This is a genomic window from Streptomyces sp. CB02009 (assembly GCF_001905825.1).
GTDB lineage: Bacteria > Actinomycetota > Actinomycetes > Streptomycetales > Streptomycetaceae > Streptomyces.
Genome location: NZ_LIVV01000004.1, coordinates 249,857 through 267,315, shown reverse-complemented (window position 1 = coordinate 267,315; position 17,459 = coordinate 249,857). Strand labels below are relative to the sequence as shown.

Annotated in this window: 20 protein-coding genes and 1 tRNA gene; 5 read left to right on the top strand and 16 right to left on the bottom strand. The window is 71.3% G+C overall.

The window, feature by feature from the left end; all coding sequences use genetic code 11:
• Positions 1-155: 155 nt before the first annotated feature.
• From AMK27_RS17525 to AMK27_RS17505, 5 genes are all read right to left on the bottom strand, one after another.
• Entirely contained in the window at positions 156-623 is a 468-nt protein-coding gene (locus AMK27_RS17525) for an iron chaperone (protein WP_073908322.1), read from the bottom strand.
• 225 nt (positions 624-848) lie between these two features.
• Positions 849-1,478 (bottom strand): glyoxalase, encoded by a 630-nt coding sequence (locus AMK27_RS17520; protein WP_073909469.1) that lies wholly within the window; start codon positions 1,476-1,478, stop codon positions 849-851.
• A 5-nt stretch (positions 1,479-1,483) separates the two neighbouring features.
• Positions 1,484-1,948, bottom strand: coding sequence for a helix-turn-helix transcriptional regulator (locus tag AMK27_RS17515; RefSeq protein WP_198955893.1), 465 nt, complete (start codon positions 1,946-1,948; stop codon positions 1,484-1,486).
• A gap of 13 nt (positions 1,949-1,961) precedes the next feature.
• Positions 1,962-2,372 (bottom strand): VOC family protein, encoded by a 411-nt coding sequence (locus tag AMK27_RS17510; RefSeq protein WP_073909465.1) that lies wholly within the window; start codon positions 2,370-2,372, stop codon positions 1,962-1,964.
• A 136-nt stretch (positions 2,373-2,508) separates the two neighbouring features.
• Positions 2,509-2,976 carry a hypothetical protein gene (locus AMK27_RS17505; RefSeq protein ID WP_073908316.1) on the bottom strand — a complete coding sequence of 156 codons (468 nt, stop codon included), beginning with the start codon at positions 2,974-2,976 and terminating at the stop codon, positions 2,509-2,511.
• Positions 2,977-3,219: 243 nt separating this feature from the next.
• On the opposite strand from AMK27_RS17505, the gene sigJ (AMK27_RS17500) reads away from it, so the two are divergent.
• Positions 3,220-4,152, top strand: a complete 933-nt coding sequence (gene sigJ / locus AMK27_RS17500) for an RNA polymerase sigma factor SigJ (RefSeq protein ID WP_073908313.1) — start codon at positions 3,220-3,222, stop codon at positions 4,150-4,152.
• 38 nt (positions 4,153-4,190) lie between these two features.
• Here sigJ (AMK27_RS17500) and AMK27_RS17495 read toward each other — a convergent pair whose 3' ends face one another.
• The gene (locus tag AMK27_RS17495; protein WP_241847530.1) at positions 4,191-4,916 is read right to left on the bottom strand and encodes an NIPSNAP family protein; all 726 of its coding nucleotides are present in this window, start codon (positions 4,914-4,916) and stop codon (positions 4,191-4,193) included.
• A 217-nt stretch (positions 4,917-5,133) separates the two neighbouring features.
• On the opposite strand from AMK27_RS17495, the gene AMK27_RS17490 reads away from it, so the two are divergent.
• The gene (locus tag AMK27_RS17490; protein ID WP_073908310.1) at positions 5,134-6,192 is read left to right on the top strand and encodes a helix-turn-helix transcriptional regulator; all 1,059 of its coding nucleotides are present in this window, start codon (positions 5,134-5,136) and stop codon (positions 6,190-6,192) included.
• A gap of 100 nt (positions 6,193-6,292) precedes the next feature.
• Here the strand turns inward: AMK27_RS17490 and AMK27_RS17485 are convergent, their stop codons facing one another.
• Together AMK27_RS17485 and sigJ (AMK27_RS17480) are read right to left on the bottom strand one after the other, a co-directional pair.
• Positions 6,293-7,495, bottom strand: a complete 1,203-nt coding sequence (locus tag AMK27_RS17485) for an NAD(P)/FAD-dependent oxidoreductase (RefSeq protein ID WP_073908307.1) — start codon at positions 7,493-7,495, stop codon at positions 6,293-6,295.
• Positions 7,496-7,638: 143 nt separating this feature from the next.
• On the bottom strand, positions 7,639-8,583 hold the full coding sequence (gene sigJ, locus AMK27_RS17480; RefSeq protein ID WP_073908304.1) for an RNA polymerase sigma factor SigJ: 945 nt from the start codon (positions 8,581-8,583) through the stop codon (positions 7,639-7,641).
• Positions 8,584-8,769: 186 nt separating this feature from the next.
• Here sigJ (AMK27_RS17480) and AMK27_RS17475 point away from each other — a divergent pair, with 186 nt between their 5' ends.
• Positions 8,770-9,561 carry a GNAT family N-acetyltransferase gene (locus AMK27_RS17475; protein ID WP_073908301.1) on the top strand — a complete coding sequence of 264 codons (792 nt, stop codon included), beginning with the start codon at positions 8,770-8,772 and terminating at the stop codon, positions 9,559-9,561.
• Positions 9,562-9,595: 34 nt separating this feature from the next.
• On the opposite strand, the gene AMK27_RS17470 is transcribed toward AMK27_RS17475, so the two are convergent.
• From AMK27_RS17470 to AMK27_RS17435, 8 genes are all read right to left on the bottom strand, one after another.
• Positions 9,596-10,324 carry a DUF6585 family protein gene (locus AMK27_RS17470; RefSeq protein WP_073908298.1) on the bottom strand — a complete coding sequence of 243 codons (729 nt, stop codon included), beginning with the start codon at positions 10,322-10,324 and terminating at the stop codon, positions 9,596-9,598.
• Between the two features lie 165 nt (positions 10,325-10,489).
• Positions 10,490-11,404 carry an alpha/beta fold hydrolase gene (locus tag AMK27_RS17465; protein ID WP_073909457.1) on the bottom strand — a complete coding sequence of 305 codons (915 nt, stop codon included), beginning with the start codon at positions 11,402-11,404 and terminating at the stop codon, positions 10,490-10,492.
• 150 nt (positions 11,405-11,554) lie between these two features.
• Positions 11,555-11,893, bottom strand: a complete 339-nt coding sequence (locus AMK27_RS17460; RefSeq protein WP_073908295.1) for a MerR family transcriptional regulator — start codon at positions 11,891-11,893, stop codon at positions 11,555-11,557.
• A gap of 713 nt (positions 11,894-12,606) precedes the next feature.
• Positions 12,607-12,912: an SCO5918 family protein gene (locus tag AMK27_RS17455; protein WP_073908292.1), complete on the bottom strand. Its 306-nt coding sequence runs from the start codon at positions 12,910-12,912 to the stop codon at positions 12,607-12,609.
• Between the two features lie 6 nt (positions 12,913-12,918).
• Positions 12,919-13,263, bottom strand: coding sequence for a hypothetical protein (locus AMK27_RS17450; protein WP_073908289.1), 345 nt, complete (start codon positions 13,261-13,263; stop codon positions 12,919-12,921).
• A 100-nt stretch (positions 13,264-13,363) separates the two neighbouring features.
• Positions 13,364-14,863 (bottom strand): DEAD/DEAH box helicase, encoded by a 1,500-nt coding sequence (locus tag AMK27_RS17445; RefSeq protein WP_073908286.1) that lies wholly within the window; start codon positions 14,861-14,863, stop codon positions 13,364-13,366.
• A gap of 352 nt (positions 14,864-15,215) precedes the next feature.
• Positions 15,216-15,419, bottom strand: coding sequence for a cold-shock protein (locus AMK27_RS17440; protein ID WP_020133169.1), 204 nt, complete (start codon positions 15,417-15,419; stop codon positions 15,216-15,218).
• A gap of 414 nt (positions 15,420-15,833) precedes the next feature.
• Positions 15,834-15,907: transfer RNA gene (locus AMK27_RS17435), tRNA-Gly, on the bottom strand.
• A gap of 402 nt (positions 15,908-16,309) precedes the next feature.
• Between AMK27_RS17435 and dcd the strand changes: the two genes are divergently transcribed.
• Positions 16,310-16,885 (top strand): dCTP deaminase, encoded by a 576-nt coding sequence (gene dcd / locus AMK27_RS17425; protein WP_017240230.1) that lies wholly within the window; start codon positions 16,310-16,312, stop codon positions 16,883-16,885.
• Positions 16,886-16,898: 13 nt separating this feature from the next.
• Complete coding sequence (locus AMK27_RS17420) at positions 16,899-17,396, top strand: phosphoribosyltransferase (RefSeq protein ID WP_030323619.1); 498 nt, start codon at positions 16,899-16,901, stop codon at positions 17,394-17,396.
• Positions 17,397-17,459 lie beyond the last annotated feature (63 nt).

Below are 17,459 nucleotides of genomic sequence, written 5' to 3'. Positions count from 1 at the left end.
TTTCGCCCTGTCGCATCCCGTGTGTTTACATGACAAATTTTCACCGCGCGTAGCTTCGAATTCTTACGGGGCGATCTCGGAGATTTCCCCGCGTCTACGGCCGGCGCGCCCGGCCCGAGCCGCGCGCCGGCCGTGTACCGCCCGCGCCCGGCGGATCAGCCGGCGGCCCGCGCGATGAGCGCGGCGATCCGGGCCTCGTCGGCGTCGGTGAGCTCGGTCAGGGCGTAGCTGGTCGCCCACAGGGAGCCCTCGTCGAGCTGGGCGAGGTCGCTGAAGCCGAGCGTGGCGTAGCGGCTCTTGAACTTCTGCGCGCTCTGGAAGAAGCAGACGACCTTGCCGTCCTTGGCGTACGCGGGCATCCCGTACCAGGTCTTCGGCGCCAGGCCCGGCGCGTGCTCCTTGACGATCGCGTGGATCCGCTCGGCGAGCACCCGGTCGTTGTCCGTCATCTCGGCGATCTTCGCCAGGGCATCGGCCTCCCCGTCGGCCTTGGCCGCGCGCGAACCGCGCCGAGCGGTGCCCTTCAGCTCCGTGGCGCGCTCCTTCATCGCGTCGCGCTCCTCCTCGGTGAAACCGTCGTACTTCGCGCTGCTCTTGCCCTGGGCGGCGGTGCTGTTCGACATGACGGGGGTTCCTCTCACAAGGCCGGTCGGGGTACGGGGGTGCGGATCTACCGGGGTACGGGTCTGCGGGGGTGCGGGATACGCAGCTACGGGCTACGGGTCTACCGGGCTACGGGGTGCCGCTCCACCGGGGTGCGGCGAACGGGCTACAGGGGCCTACGGGCGACGGGCTACAGGTGCGTACGGGCGACGAGCTACCGGCGTACGGGCTGCGGACCTCCGGCGTCAGGACGCGGCGGCCACGGAAGCGGGCTCCCAGGTGAACCCGTCCGGGTCGGTGAAGGCACCGGTGCCCTCGCCGCCGAGCGCGATCCGGTGGGACCCCTCGCCGTCGACGGGGACGCCGACGTCCTTCGCGAGGGCGCGGCGCCCGTACAGGGCGAGCTTGACCGGGCTGCCCTCGGCCGCGGCGAACTCGACGTACTTGCGGCCGAAGCTCTTGCCGACGGTGAGGCCGTGCTCGACGTAGAACGCCTTGCTGGCGGCGACGTCCGCCGCCCCGAGCAGGAGGACGAAGGACTCGACGCGGCCGGTGGCCGGGCCGTTGTCCTTCTTGTTCGAGGTGGCGACCTTCCAGATGGTCCCGTCCGGGGCCTGGAAGACGCCGCCGTAGCCCCAGAAGGACTTCGAGGCGGGCTTGAGGGAGGTGGCACCGACGGCGAGGGCCGCGTCGACGAAGTGCCGGACGTCGGCCGGCCGGTCCACGGTCAGGGAGAGGGAGAAGCCGCGGAAGCCGGTGGTCGGCGCGTCGGAGGCCCGCAGGCGGACATGGGCGCCGAGGCCGGCGGCGGTGTAGAAGCGGTCGGCGGCCGGGAGGTCGGCCACCTCGAGGGTGACGGAGGCGATGGCGTTCATGGGATTCACGCTAGGTGCGGGGCGGTCGCCGGTGCTTCTCGATTCCTGACCGGTCGGGTGACCTGCTTCGCGACGCACGAGGGCAGCCCGGCCTCGCCGTCGGCGACCCGTCGCCGGTAGACGCTGGGGGATACGCCGACGAGCTCGGTGAAGCGGGTGCTGAAGGTGCCGAGGGAGGAGCAGCCGACCGTGAAGCAGATGTCGGTGACGCTGAGCTCGCCGCGCTGGAGCAGGGCCATGGCGCGCTCGATGCGCCGCGTCATGAGGTAGGAGTAGGGCGCCTCGCCGTACGCCTGCTTGAACTGGCGGCTGAGGTGCCCGGCCGACATGTTCACCCCGCGGGCGAGCGCCTCGACGTCCAGCGGCTGTGCGTACTCCCGGTCGATCCGGTCGCGAACGCGGCGCAGCCGTGCCAGATCACTCAGGCGCTGCGCCTCGGTCAGTGCGCTCATCCACGCAGGATGACACATGAGGGGAGTCCTTTCAGCGGAGTTGCTGGACGCGGACGAGGTTCCCCGCGGGGTCGCGGAAGGCGCAGTCCCGCACGCCGTACGGCTGGTCGGTCGGCTCCTGGACCACCTCGACGTCCCCGGCCTGGATCTTCTCGAAGGTGGCGTCGAGGTCGGGGGTGGCGAGCAGGATCCAGCCGTACGTGCCCTTGGCCATCATCTCGGCGATGGTCCGCCGCTCGGCCTCGGTGATGCCCGGGTCGGCGCCGGGCGGTGCGAGGAGGATCGACGTACCGGGCTGTCCGACGGGTCCGACGGTGATCCATCGGGTCCTGCCCTGGCCGACGTCGCTGCGCACCTCGAAGCCGAGGGCGTCGCGGTAGAAGGCGAGGGAGGCGTCGGGATCCTCGTGCGGGAGGACCGTGGTGTGAATGGTGATGTCCATGCCCACAAGCTAGTTGGGCGCCCAGTCCCCCGCTTCTCGATTCCTGACGAATGTGGAGTGCCGGCCGGGCTCAGTCGGCTTCCAGGACGGCGGCGGTCAGCAACTCCATTACGGGGGACGCCACTTCGGTCAGAGGCTAGCGAGGGGCACGGACACCAGCACCGGCTCCGGCTCCGACTCCGGCTCCGGCACCTGCATCGGCACGGGTACGGGCTTCCGCCGGACGCGTCCGCTGGAGCACGACCCGTCCCAGATCAAGCGTGCTCAGGCCGAACATCAGCACGCCCAGGGGGAGATGGACGGCCATCACGTGATAGACGCCCATCACCACCTGCAGGGTCCCGAGGAGCAGGAACCCGGTCGCGTAGAGGGGGGGCCGGGCCGGGCCGCCGCCCGGCCGCCACGCCAGGACCGCGGCGAGCAGGTACAGCATCGACATCGCGTACATGCCCTTGGAGCCGAGGTCGTGCAGGGTCGACCCGACCTCCGAGGTCAGCGCCATTCCGGCCGTGACGGCCTGGAAGAAGATGGCCGCCGTCTGCAGGGCGATCGAGACGCGCACGAACCCGGTGAACCGGCCGCCGCCGCCCCGCCCCGCGACCACCCCTGCCCCTGCCGATTCCCCTGCGCCTGCCCCGTCCGCTCCCGTCGTCGACGCCGCTGTCCCCGCCGTCCCCGCTGTCGTCCGCGTGGCCATGGTGATCCCGTCCTTCCGCTGCCGGTCGCTCTCTCGACAGTCCGACGACGCAGCCCGCGAGAATGTGAGGCGCTGTACCGGGGTTACGGAGTGATGCGCGTCTCACCGATCACGGCGGGCGCGGATCGAACAGAGGGGGACACCACCACCATGAGCGGCAGTCGTACGGAACCGGAGAGCGGGCTCACGCCCGCGTCCGCCCACCCCGAGGGCGAGTACCCGCAGTTGATCAATGTCGCCTACCGGCTGCTCGGCTCCCTCGCGGAGGCGGAGGACGCCGTTCAGGAGGCCTTCGCCCGCTGGTACGCGATGTCCGGACCGCAGCAGGAGGCCGTCCGGGCGCCCGGCGCCTGGCTGACGACGGTGGTCGGCCGGATCTGCCTGGACGTCCTCGGCTCGGCGCGGGCGCGCCGCGAGCGCTACGTGGGGGAGTGGATCCCGGAGCCCCTGCCCGACACGACGGCGTGGCTGAACGGCCGTCCTGGCGACGGCGGGAGCGACCCGGCCGACCGGATCGCCCTCGACGAGTCGGTCGACATGGCCTTCCTCGTCGTCCTCGAATCCATGACCCCGGCCGAGCGGGTCGCGTTCATCCTGCACGACGTCTTCCGGTACCCGTTCACCGAACTGGCCACGATCGTCGGCCGCACGCCCGCGGCATGCCGGCAGCTGGCCTCGTCGGCCCGCCGGCGCGTCCGGGCGGCCCGGGAGCCGGAGCCGCCGACCGGTCTCCAGGCCCGCGTCATCAAGGACTTCAAGCAGGCATGGGAGGCCCAGGACATCGCGGCCCTCGTCGGCCTGCTCAACCCGGACGCCACGGTGGTCGTCGACGGCGGCGGCCTGGTCGGCGCGGCCCTCCGCCCGATCACCGGGGCCGGCGAGATCGCCCGCTACATCGTGGCGATCGGCGACATGGCACCCGGCATGACGCTCGAGGTCCGCTCGGTCAACGGCCGCCCCGGCCTGGTGGCCCGACGCGGCGGTACGACCGTGACGGTGGCGGCGTTCGGCTTCGAGGGCGACCGGATCACGCACATCTGGGCGGTCCGCAACCCGGAGAAGCTCCAGCCCTGGACGGAATGAGACGGAAGGGTCGCGACGTCGGCCCTCAGCGGACGGGCTCAGGCGGAGCACGAGCGGTCCGTGGGCGTCAGACGGAGGACGAGCGGGGCCTCCGACTGCGCCCGCTCGACGGCCGGTCGGATCTCGTCCCGTACGCGCGGGTGGTCCGCCGTGGCGGCGAGATGACGGCGGTGGGCGAGTTCGTCCGGGTACGAGGTGATGACGGCGACCACGTTCTCCCCGGTGCGGACGGGGAGCCGGGGGAAGGTGTTGGCGGCGGTCTCCGTGACGAGGACGGCGAGGGGCGCGGGCCCCGTCTCCCGCAGGATGGGGGCGAGACGGTCGTGGATCAGCGCGGGGCCGTCCCCGTCTCCCGGCGGGAAGTGCCACAGCGCGACGGCCACGAAGGGGTCGGGTGAGGCGGCGACGTCGGGTGCAGTGGTGGCGGCCGGCAGCGGGCGCAGCAGCAGGACGTCGTCGGAGTCGGCCATGGTCGCGTTGGCCCTGGGGCCGTGTGCCGCCCAGACCGGCCCGCCGTAGAAGGCGGAGAGGGCCTCACGCCGGGTCTCCATGTCGGGGAAGCCGCGGAGCCAGACGAAGCGGTCGGGATCGTCGAGGTCCCGGAACCGGCCGAGGACGGTCATCCCGGTCGCCTCCTGGGACTCGACGAACTCCCGCTCGAACAGCTCGATGAGCTCGTCCCGGCGCCCGGGGAGCAGGGTGTACTGGCGCAGTTCGACCACGGCGGGGTGGCGGGCGGGGGCGGTGCGGGGGGCGTTGGGCACGACGGACTCCTGGGTGGGGTGTCTTCGACCGGACCGGATGGGCCGGATGGGCCGGACGGGCCGGATGGGGTCGGGCCGACGCTAGGGCCGAGGCGTGCCACTGTCTGTCAGTGTTTCGCGGCCGGTGTTCGCGGTGTTTCCGGTGTTCGCGGGGTTCCAGGCGCTCCGGGCGTTCCCGTTGTCTCCGTGTTCTCGGTGCCTGGAGCAGAATTCCCGTATGCCCGCGGACCGGTTGCTGTCGATGATGCTGCTGCTCCAGACCCGGGGCCGGATGTCGGCCCGGCGTCTCGCCGCCGAGCTGGGGGTCTCCGTACGGACCGCGTACCGCGATCTCGACCGCCTGCAGGCCTCCGGAGTACCGGTCTACGCCGAGCAGGGCCGTTCCGGCGGCTATCGGCTGCTCGACGGCTACCGCACCCACCTCACCGGACTGAGCGAGAGTGAGGCCAGGGTGCTGTTCCTCGCCGGGCTGCCCGCTCCCGCCGCCGACCTGGGGCTCGCGGAGGAAGTGGCGGCGGCGAGGCTGAAGTTGCTGGCGGCACTGCCGGCCGCCCTGCGGGAGGAGGCGACGCGGGCCGACGCGGTGTTCCACCTGGACGCTCCCGGCTGGTACCGGGAGGCCGAGGAGACTCCGTGTCTGCCGCTGCTCGTGGACGCGGTGTTCGCCCGGCGGACGGTGGACGTGCGGTACCGCCGCTGGCGCGAACCGCGGGAGGTGCGGCGGCTGCTGCACCCGTACGGCCTGGTCCTCAAGTCGGGCGCCTGGTACCTGGTGGCAGGGGTGGACGGCAGGACCGCCACCTTTCGGATCGCCCGCATCCTGGACACGGTGGTGAGGGACGAACGATTCGAACGGCCGGAGGACTTCGTCCTGGAGGAGTACTGGGCTTCGTACCTCGACGACTTCGATGTGCGTCGCTTCACGGGCACCGCCACGATCCGGCTGTCGCCGCGGGGGCGGGAGCGGCTGGCCGACAACGTTCCGCCCGAGGTGGCGAGAGCCTGCGAGGCCACCGTGACCGAGGTGGCGGGCGGTGACGGCTGGATCGAGGCCGTCATACCGACCGAGAGCACCGGGCACGCCTGCGGGGAGCTGCTGAGGCTCGGCACGGACGTGGAGGTCGTCGCGCCGGAGGAGCTGCGCCGGGCGATGGCGGACACGGTCCACGCGCTCGCCCGGACCTACACCGCCGTCTGTCCCCCGTCGCCGTCGCCGTCCCCGTCGCCGTCCCCGTCGCCGTCCCCGTCGCCGCCGCCGTCCTCGCTCTCGCGGTGACGACCGGCGGCACGACGGCTTGGGACACATGCACCTTCAAGGCCTGCGGGGCCTGCTGGGCCGACCTGGCTTCGAGTTTCCGAGACCTTCGGCGGCGCGGTCAGGCCGCTGCCTCGACCGGCGCGGGGTTCCGGGCCTCCTGCCCGACGACCCGGTGGCGCCGGGACGGCATGCCCAGGGTCGGGTTGGCGACGCCCCAGGCCGCGGCCTTGCAGATCAGCTCCTTGTAGCGGGCGGCCATGCGGCCGGTCAAGGCCTTGTCGACCGCCCGGTCGTCGGCGGTGACGAACTGGATCAGGGCCTCGCCGCGGCCGAGGGAGACGCACTGCTGGGCGTAGCGGATGGAGATGTGGGGGACCTTGGTGCCGGCGAGCCGGGCGGCGATCGCGTCGGCGGCCTGCCAGGCCATGGGGACGCCCGAGGCGCAGGACATGCGCAGCGGCTTGTCCCCGGGGCCGAGCGCCATCGCCGCGTCGCCCACGGCGTACACGTCCGGGTGGGAGACCGAGCGCATCGTGCCGTCGACCACGATCCGGCCGTCGTCGGCGAGCTCCAGGGTGGTGGCACCGGCGATCGGGTGGACGGCGAACCCGGTGGTCCAGACGGTGACGTCGGCGGGGACGGTCCGGCCCTCGGCGGTGACGACACGGTCCGCTTCCACGGCCTCGACCGCCGCGTGTTCGTGGACCGTGATGCCGAGCTTGTCCACCACCTTCCGCAGGTGGGTCCGGCCCTTCTCGGAGAGCCAGTCGCCGAGGCCGCCGCGGGCGGCCAGGGAGACGGCGAGGTCCGGGCGGGCCTCGGCGATCTCGGTGGCGGCCTCCAGGCCGGTCAGGCCGCCGCCGACCACGACGACCGTCCCGCCGGCGTCCAGGGCGGCCAGGCGGTCCCGGAGGCGGAGGGCGCCGGGGCGGCTGGAGATCTCGTGGGCGTGCGCGGCGGTGCCGGGGACGCCGCCGTCGTTCCAGCCGCTCCCGAGGGCGTAGACGAGGGTGTCGTACGCCAGCTCCTCCCGCCCGGAGCCGGTCGCGGCGGCGACCGCCACCGTCTTGCGGTCCACGTCCACGGCGGTGACCTTCGCGAGCTTCAGTTCCACGCCCGTGCCGGCGAACATCTCGTCGAACGGCCGGGGCTTGAGGTCCTGGCCGGCCGCGAGCTGGTGCAGGCGGACGCGTTCGACGAAGTCGGGTTCGGCGGTGACGAGGGTGATGGTGACGCCCTCGCGGTGCAGCCGCTTGGCGATGCGGCCGGCGGCGGCGGCACCGGTGTAGCCGGCTCCGAGGACGACGATGCGGTGCTCCATGTCCGTGCTCCTGTCTGGGCGGGTCCGCCGCTGTCCGGCGTGGTTTCGCACCTTGAACCGGACAGCGACACGTTCCCTGACAGGATCTGAATGTGACCTGAGTCACACTCTGCCCGGTGGGTGTCAGATCGCCTTTGTGAGGGTCAGAGGAGGTGCAGAGGACCCGCTCCGTGGTCGGTGGCGGCCCACAGCTCGGTCGCGCGGACGAGCTTGTCGGGGTTGACCTGGTTGCGGAGCGCCACGATGCCCTCCGGGCCGACCTCCAGGCAGGTGATGCCGATGACGCGGCCGTCGACGACGGCCACGATGGCGGGCCCGCCGTTGGCGGTGGCGGCGTAGATCTCGGCGGTGCCGCCGACGAGGTTCCGCTTGGCCTTGCTGGGCTTGAACAGGCCGCGCATGAACGTGGCGACCGCGAGCGCGCCCTCGAACGCCTTCGCGCGGGCCGGGACCTTGCCGCCGCCGTCGCCGACCGAGATGGCGTCCTCGGTGAGCAGGCGGATGAGGGGTTCGGTACGGCCGCTGGTCGCCGCGGCCAGGAACTCCTCGACGATCCGCCGGGCGGCGGCCTCGTCGATCTCGGTACGGGCCCTGCCGTCCGCGACGTGCTTCTTGGCGCGGTGGTAGATCTGCTGGCTGGAGGTCTCGGTGATGTCCAGGATCTCGGCGATCTCCCGGTGCGCGTACGCGAAGGCCTCCCGCAGCACGTACACCGCGCGCTCGTTGGGGGACAGGCGCTCCAGGAGGACGAGGACGGCGTACGACACCGACTCGCGCTGCTCCGCGGTGTCGGCGGGGCCGAGCATCGGGTCCCCGGTGAGCAGCGGCTCGGGAAGCCAGCGCCCCACGTACGTCTCGCGCCGGGCGCGTGCCGAAGTCAGCTGGTTGAGGCAGAGGTTGGTGAGGACCTTGGTCAGCCAGGCCTCGGGTACCTCGATCCTCCCGGCGTCGGCCGCCTGCCAGCGCAGGTACGTCTCCTGCACGGCGTCCTCCGCCTCGCTCGACGAGCCGAGCAGCCGGTAGGCGATGGCCTCGAGCCGGGGCCTGGCGGCCTCGAACCGGTCCACGTCACTCATGATCAGCGCCATGCCCGCGATCCTAGGCGCCCTGGGGGCGGAGCGGCAGGCGGAGGGCGCGGGCCCGGGATCGATCGCGGAAGGCGGCCCGGCGGACGGGACCGAGTGTGGAAGGCGCGCGGAGGGCGGAAAGCGACCCAGTCGGACCGCCCGTAAGTGGCCCGGACGCGGGGTCAACTGCGCACTACCGTAGGCGTCATGACACCCAGACCGACGTCCCAGGACCGACCCGCCCCCGTGTCCCCGTCCCCGTCCCCGGCCGACGCGCCGACGCGTCAGGCCCGTAACTCCGCTGCCCTGTGGACCGCGACCGGCCGGTGCCGGGGGCACGAGGTCGTCCGACGCCGCGGATTCGTCGCGGTCGACGGCGACGAGCGGGCCGGCCTGCGGGTCCTCATCCAGGAACCCGACCTCGACCCGGCCGAACTGGCCGAGGTGGCCGCGCTGGTCCGCGGGGCGAAGGGCCCGGTGAACGTGGAGGATCCGTTCAGCTCGACCGACCTGAGCCACCTGGGCATGCGGAACTGGCAGATGCCGGTCATGCTGCGCCCGCCCGGGCCCGTCGGCCGGCCGGCCCTGGAGGTGATCCGGGTGCGGCGGCCCGAGGACCTCCAGGCGGCCGAGCGGATCGTGATCGAGGGCTTCGAGCTGGACGGGTTCGCGCCCCACCGCCCCGGCGAGCTGTTCCCCGAGGCGCTGATCGAGCAGCCGGGCGTGGACGTGTTCGTCGCCCTGTGCGACGGCGTGCCCGCGGGAGCCGGCGTCAGCGTCCTGGACGACGGCATCGGCAGCCACTACTGGGTCGGTACGTCGCCCGCCTTCCGGTCGCGCGGCGTGGGGCGGGCCGTCATGCTCGGCGCCCTCGCCCACCTGGCGGAGGTGCCGGTCACCCTCACCGCCTCGAAGCTGGGCAGGCCGCTGTACGAGTCCCTGGGGTACACGGTCGCGGCGCCCTCGACCTGGTGGGCCTCCGTCCCGGTGGCGCCGTAACGCGGACGGCGGACGGCGGACGGACGCACGCGCCTCAGGCTTCGTACTGCCGCAGCAGGGCGTCGGCGAGGGTCAGGAAGACGGCCAGGTTGGGGAAGCCGGGGGCCGGGAGCGTCGTCCACGGCGTGCGGTCGCCGCGACGGCGGATCTCGACGACGCCCTGCCGCACGTCGACCCGTTCCACCTCCTGCCACCCGATGCGGCGGCCGCCCTGTGTGATGCCGGCGAGGTCGATGCCGACCACGCCGAAGCCGATCCGTTCACCGGCTTCCAGCCGGGCGGCGTCCCGCGGCACCCGCGCACGGCTGAACGCGTCGCCGAGGCCCTCGGCGAAGGGCACGATCCCGTCGAACTCGTCGCCCACGACGATCTCGGCACCGTGCGCGGTTTCGATGGTCAGCCGGTGCGTGCCGGCCCCGGTGATCCCGTTGGTCACCCTGATGTCCTGCAGGGTGACAGTGGCGATCTCGTCCCAGGTGTACGCCTCCGTCTCCCCGCGGTCGGTGTGCCGGAGGACGCCGTGCTCGTACCAGGCCACCCAGATCTGGGGCGGCCGGGGCCGGAACAGCCAGGCGGAGAGGAAGAACCCGACGAACCCCAGCGGGATCGCCGCGAGAACGAGCAGCGGAAGCGAGAAGTACCAGGCGCCCTGCTCCCGTTGGTCCTCGATCGCGTACGACACGGCCAGCCACCCCAGGAACACCCCGAGCACGCCCACGGGCAGCACCGCACCCCACGGAAACCGCTTCGGCTCGTTCCGCACGAGCCCCTTGCGTGCCCCCAGCCCGTGCTCCCGCGCTGTGACACGTAACGCGTGCGGGACCTGTACGACACCACGCTCCGACGACACCCAAGCCTCCCCCACCCGGAAACCAGTGCCTCAGTATGAGGGCCGGGCGTCAGCCCGCGGTAGAGCCGTTTCGCGTCCCTATGCGCCGGCCGCGGCGGGGTCGAGGGAGTCGACGTCCTTCATGAAGGACAGCATCCGGGCGTTGACGACATCGGGGTGGTCGATCTGCGGGCCGTGCCCCGTCGCGGTGATGATCTCGGCGCGGGCTCCGGGGACGAGGCGCGGAACGCGTTCCAGCTGCCGCTTGGGGTGCACGAGCAGGCTGTGCTTGCCCATGATGACGTAGAGCGGGGTCCGGATGGACCGCAGCGCGTCCTCGGCCAGCGGCAGCGGTGCGGGACGGCGGATCCGGTACGCGCGGGCGCCGAGCTGGATCCACTTGCGCATCTCGGGGACGGCGATGACCGGCTGGTCCAGCCACTTGGCGAGCCGGGGGCGCAGCGCCTCGGGGGCGAGCGTCGCGAACAGGCTCACGAAGACCCAGGCGAAGAAGCGCAGGCCGACCTTCTCCAGGCCGCCGGGGTCGAGGGCGGTGACCGAGGCGAGCCGTCCGGGCTGCCGGTGGGCCTGGTTGAGTACGAGCCAGCCGCCGTAGGACGAGCCGACGAGGTGGACCCGGTCGAGGCCGAGGGCGTCGAGGGCCTCGTCCATCCATTGGGCTGCGCGCTCGGGTTGCCACATCGGTTCGCGATGGACGCTGCGGTTGGCGTCGCCGGGGGTGTCGAAGGCGTAGACGGGGCGGTCGAGGCTGAGCCCGGGGGTGTCGGGGTACCACATCGCCGAGCTGTAGCCGGCGCCGTGGATCAGGACGATCGGGGTCCGGGACTCGGCGGCGGGGTCCGAGGGGCCGTACCGGTAGACGTGGGTGGAGCCGAAGCTCGTCTCGACGTCCGTCTCGGAGCGGGCGGGTGCCCCCATGGCGTAGAGGGCCTCGGCCCGCCACCGGCGATCTCGCCACCAGGATGCGCCTCGACGGCCGGGCGTGCCACACAGGGACGCGGTCGCCGGTACGGCGCTCGACGAGGCCCGGCGCACGCTGGGGGACCGGCGGGAGGACGGCCGACTGGACGTCGCCGCACGACGACGTCACTCAGGCAGCCGAGATCCTTCCCGCCACCGGCGGTATCGACGGGCCCACTCGACTCATTCCGAGGCCGGCGGGGGAGATGATTCGGCGGCGCGGCGGTACTCGGCGTTGATGCGCTGGGCTTCTTCGAGCTGGTCTTCGAGGATGATGATGCGGCAGGCGGCCTCGATGGGGGTGCCCTGGTCGACCAGCTCCCGGGCGCGGGCGGCGATGCGCAGCTGGTAGCGGGAGTAGCGGCGGTGGCCGCCGCCGGAGCGCAGCGGAGTGATGAGGCGTGCTTCACCGAGGGCGCGCAGGAATCCCTGGGTGGTGCCGACCATCTCGGCGGCCCGGCCCATCGTGTAGGCGGGGTAGTCGTCGTCGTCGAGACGGCCGAAGGAGTCGTCTGCTGTCACTTGCACCTCTCTGGTGAACGCGTTGAGGGGCCCTGGCGCCGTACTGGCGCCAGGGCCCCGAAGGAACTACTACACCATCTGCCGGTCCTTATACCGCACCGGCCTTCTGTTTCCGCCGACCCGACCGAGACGCTGTCGGGCACGCGGGGATCGCGATTGCTTGACCGGAGACCACCTCACTATCGATGTCCTGCGGTACCCGGGCTCAAGAGTTCCGCCCGGGCGATCCTGATGGCGCTCGGCTCCTCCGTTCTTCCCTCGGTGATCAATTGCTTCCCAACGGGTACTGCGTACTGCTGGTACTGCGCTCACGGGTACCGCTGCTGCCATGACAGGCGGTCCCGTGCACGGCGGCCCCTGATCACTGCGGGCCACCCGGTGCGGTCGTCAGTCCCGTCGCCGTCCTGCCGACAACCCTGGCTTCGGAACTCCACCACCGCACCGCCCTGCCGACTGCACGAGCGGGTACTGCTGCCCGGCAGTTCATCTCTGCCAGGCCCTCTTGTCTCGCTGGGCTACGAGAGAAACCATAATCACGGCACCACTGAATGTCTACTCTGGCCGAGATAGATTTTCGTGTGTCGGGAGGGGAGACAGTCCTGTGACGCAGCGCCGCCGGGGAAACCCGTCGGTACGCGGAAGGGCCCGACCTGCATGTCTGCAGGTCGGGCCCTTCCGGCTGTTTCGGTGACGCCTCGCGCAGGTCCCGTCGGTCAGACGGCGACCTGGGTGCCGAGCAGCGCGGATGCCTGCTGGACCGGGGTGAGGTCGGGTACGTCGGCGTCGGGAAGCTCGCGGCAGGTGAAGCCGAGCCGGGCCATGGCCCTCAGGACTTCGCCGGCGCTGAAGTCGCGGCGGTCCTGGCGGGTGATGACCTGGCCGACCTGCTTGGCGGGGTAGGAGCGGCGGCCGATGATCACGGATTCGCCGGTGACCGGCTCGGGCTTGATGCCCTTCATGGATTCCAGGACGCCGCTCTTGGTCAGATCGAACGGGAACCGGGCGATGACACAACGCATGCTGCCTCACAGGGAGAAGAGGAGAAGGGACCGGTCGCAGTGAGTCGTTTCAGGCGGGGGTGAGGTGAACGGACCGCGGTCGCCGGGGATGTCGCGCAGCCGGATGCGGTCCGTGTACGCGCTGCTGTCACGGACGGCGGCGAGCTGGGCCCGGGTGACCAGCCGGGTGCACAGGCCGTCGTCGTCACAGACGAGCAGATGCTCCGAGCGGGCACTGATCACGACGGACAGGGCCACTTCCACGGTCATGTCGTCACCGACCCGCGGTGCGGCCGTTTCCGTGGGGTCGGCCACCTTCCTGTCCACGGGGGTGGCGTTCGCCGAGCGGGGCTGCGTCTGAACCAGCGTCACTGTGCCTCCTGCGGAGATGGGTCGGATTCCTCTTCGCGTGACGTGCGGACCGCCGGGCCGACGGCGGACTGCCGTTGGCCGACGGGGGACCGCCGCGGGCTCACGCGCCGGCCGACTGCGACCTCGCGCGGCGGGCCGCCGAGGCGGTGCTGCGCCGACCGCGGGACACCGGGCCGCGCTTGCGCTGCTCGGCCGCCGGCGCGGTGATGACGACGGGGACGCCGGAGGGGGTCCGGGCGCCGGTGATCCGGTGGAGCGCTTCCTCGCCGGAGCGGACCTGGGTGGTCCGGGGCACGATGCCGGCGGTGGCCATGAGGCGGGTCAGGCCGCGCCGCTGGTTGGCGGTGACCAGGGTGACGACGCTGCCGGACTCACCCGCGCGGGCGGTGCGGCCGCCGCGGTGGAGGTAGTCCTTGTGGTCGGTCGGCGGGTCCACGTTGACGACGAGGTCGAGGTTGTCGACGTGGATGCCGCGGGCGGCGACGTTCGTGGCCACCAGGACGGTGACGTGGCCCGTCTTGAACTGGGCGAGGGTGCGGGTGCGCTGGGGCTGGGACTTGCCGCCGTGGAGCCCCGCGGCGCGGACTCCGCTGTCGAGGAGGTCCTGGGTGAGCCGGTCCACGGCGTGCTTGGTGTCCAGGAACATGATCACCCGGCCCTCGCGCGCCGCGATCTCCGTCGTCACCCGGTGCTTGTCGGCGCCGTGCACGTGCAGGAGGTGGTGTTCCATCGTGGTGACCGCGCCCTGGGAGGGGTCGACGGAGTGGACGACGGGGTCGGTGAGATAGCGGCGGACCAGGAGGTCGACGTTGCGGTCCAGGGTGGCGGAGAACAGCATCCGCTGGCCCTCGGGCCGCACCTGGTCCAGGAGAGCGGTGACCTGGGGCATGAAGCCCATGTCGGCCATCTGGTCGGCCTCGTCCAGGACGGTGATCGCGACCTGGTCCAGCCGGCAGTCGCCTCGGTCGATGAGGTCCTTGAGGCGTCCGGGGGTGGCGACGACGACCTCGGCACCGCCGCGCAGGGCGCCGGCCTGGCGCCCGATGGGCATGCCGCCGACCACGGTCGCCAGGCGCAGCCTGACGGCGCGTGCGTACGGCGTGAGGGCGTCGGTCACCTGCTGGGCCAACTCGCGGGTGGGGACGAGGACGAGGGCGATCGGCCGGCGGGGCTCGGCACGCTGCCCGGCGGTGCGGGCCAGGAGGGCCAGGCCGAAGGCGAGGGTCTTGCCGGAGCCGGTCCGGCCGCGGCCCAGCACGTCACGGCCCACGAGGGAGTTCGGCAGGGTCGCGCCCTGGATCGGGAACGGCACGGACACGCCCTGCGCGGTGAGCGCGGCCAGGAGCTCCCTGGGCATGTCGAGTTCGCCGAACGCCTCGACGGGGGGCAGCGAGGGCGTGATCGTCTTCGGGAGGGCGAACTCTCCCTGCACCGCGGCGGGCCGACGGCCGTAGCCGCCCGAGCGGCTCGGGGCTCCGGAACGGCTGGGGGCGGACGAACCGAAGCGACCGGCCCGGACGGGAGCGGCGGTGGAGCCGAAAGCGGAGCCGCCGGTGCGGCGGCTGCGGGAGGAGCGGCTGTTCGTACGTGTGGGGTTCATTCAGAACCTTCCTTGATGCGGCACGTCATCAAGGAATTCCCGCAGCGGTGGAGCGGCGCGGGGAACCAGAAGAACGGGCCGAAGGGAATGCGAAAGCGAATCTCGCTCGCATGGATTCTGTGTCGGCGTAGGTGCTGAAATCTGAAAGGGGAGTGACGTCGGGCGGACGTCGGTATCCCGGGATCCAGGACGACGGAAAGACACAGGTTCGAAGGGGCAGGCGTCCCCGGAGGGTCCGTGGGCGGCGGAGAACGACGGCCGTCCCGCGGAGGAGAACGCTGCCGGAAAATGCCTGTAGCTGGGGCCCGCACCCCGAGGGATGCGGGCCCCAGCTACGAACTATGCGTCAGCTTCAGGCGGGAACGATGTTCTCGGCCGTCGGGCCCTTCTGGCCCTGCGCGATGTCGAAGGTGACCTTCTGGCCTTCCTGCAGCTCGCGGAAGCCCTGGGCGGCGATGTTCGAGTAGTGGGCGAACACGTCGGGGCCGCCACCGTCCTGCTCGATGAAGCCGAAGCCCTTTTCCGCGTTGAACCACTTCACGGTGCCAGCAGCCATGTCATATCTCCTTTGGGCAGTACACCGGCGTCCGCACTCTACGGATGCCGTGTCGCCGCGATGATGCCCTGCCCGGAAAATGACCGGAAATAAAAAGCGCTCCTGCGCGGCGGGGCCGCCTGGAGACGCTTGAAGTCTTTGGGTACCAAAACTGCAACTGATATCGACAGTAGCAGGTCGCGGCGGCTTCTGTGCGGAGATCAATCGCTCTCCGTGCGGTGCGGTAAATACTCTCCCCGCACGGCCCGGTAAATTCTCGGCCCGCGGTCATAGATATTGACTCGTCCTGAGTGCAGCATTTCGGAAGCACGGGCCCGGGCCTCCGGCACCCTCGACGACGTCGCGGAGCGCGAGACGAGGCAGGCCGGCCTGGAGAACAGAAAAGCCCCAGGTCTTCGACCTGGGGCTCTGCAGTGGAGCGGATGACGGGAATCGAACCCGCGCTATAAGCTTGGGAAGCTCATGTTCTACCATTAAACTACATCCGCACAGCGGGCCGGTGAACGGTGCCGCATCGTTGCACACTGTACCCCATGCGCCACTTGCGGCGAAGCTTGCGCCTTTTCGGGTGCGGAGTGCCGCGTGGAGGGTGTCCCGTTGATCCCCTAATGTGGCTTCCCGTCCAGCACATGTGTAGGGGAAGGGACTTGATGGGTCCGATGGAGCGCACCGTCGTCCGTTGTGCCGAAGGGCATGTGTTCAGTACCGCTTCGTTCCCGCTGCAGCAGCTCGGGGCCGGGCGGATCGGGCCAGGGCGGCTCATCCGGTGTCCGCGCTGCGCGCGGCTGCGGCATGCGGTGCCGGTGGAGTCCGGGCGTCGCTGACCTGCGCCCGGGGCGCGGGTACCTGCCGATTGGGGCAGGTCCGCGCCCTCTGCGTATCGTGGGGGCGTGCTTCTCTCAGACAAGGACATCCGGGCAGAGATCGACGCCGGACGGGTCCGCATCGACCCGTACGACGAATCCATGGTGCAGCCCTCGAGCATCGACGTGAGGCTTGACCGCTTCTTCCGGGTGTTCGAGAACCACCGCTACCCCCACATCGACCCCGCCGTCGAGCAGCTCGACCTGACCCGTGAGGTCGAGCCCGAGGGTGACGAGGCGTTCATCCTCCACCCCGGCGAGTTCGTGCTCGCCTCGACCTACGAGGTCATCACCCTCCCGGACGACATCGCGTCGCGTCTCGAGGGGAAGAGCTCCCTCGGGCGGCTCGGGCTCGTGACGCACTCGACCGCCGGGTTCATCGACCCCGGTTTCTCCGGGCACGTGACCCTGGAGCTGTCGAACCTCGCCACCCTGCCGATCAAGCTGTGGCCCGGGATGAAGATCGGGCAGCTGTGCATGTTCCGGCTGAGCTCGCCCGCCGAGTTCCCGTACGGGAGCGAGCGGTACGGCTCCCGGTACCAGGGGCAGCGGGGCCCGACGGCCTCCCGCTCGTTCATGAACTTCCATCGGACCCAGGTGTGAGGCGGTCGCAGGCATGAGTGAAGTACGCGAGAACCTGACGTACGAGGGTTTCGGGCGCGCCGTCCGTGAGCTGGCGCAGACGATCGCCGACGACGGCTACGAGCCCGACATCGTGCTGTCGATCGCCCGCGGCGGCGTCTTCGTCGCCGGCGGTCTGGCCTACGCCCTGGACTGCAAGAACATCCACCTCGTGAACGTGGAGTTCTACACCGGTGTGGGCACCACGCTGGAGATGCCGGTCATGCTGGCGCCCGTGCCCGACGCGATCGACTTCAGCGACAAGAAGGTGCTGATCACCGACGACGTCGCCGACACCGGCAAGACCCTCAAGCTCGTCCACGACTTCTGTGTCGACCACGTCGCCGAGGTCCGCTCCGCCGTCATCTACGAGAAGTCCCACTCCCTCGTGAAGTGCGAGTACGTGTGGAAGAAGACCGACGAGTGGATCAACTTCCCCTGGTCGGTCGAGCCGCCCGTCGTCAAGCGCGAGGGCCAGGTCCTCGACGCCTGACCCTCCGGTCCGAACCTGAGGAAGGCCCCCGCCGTTCACGGCGGGGGCCTTCCTCGTTCTCGT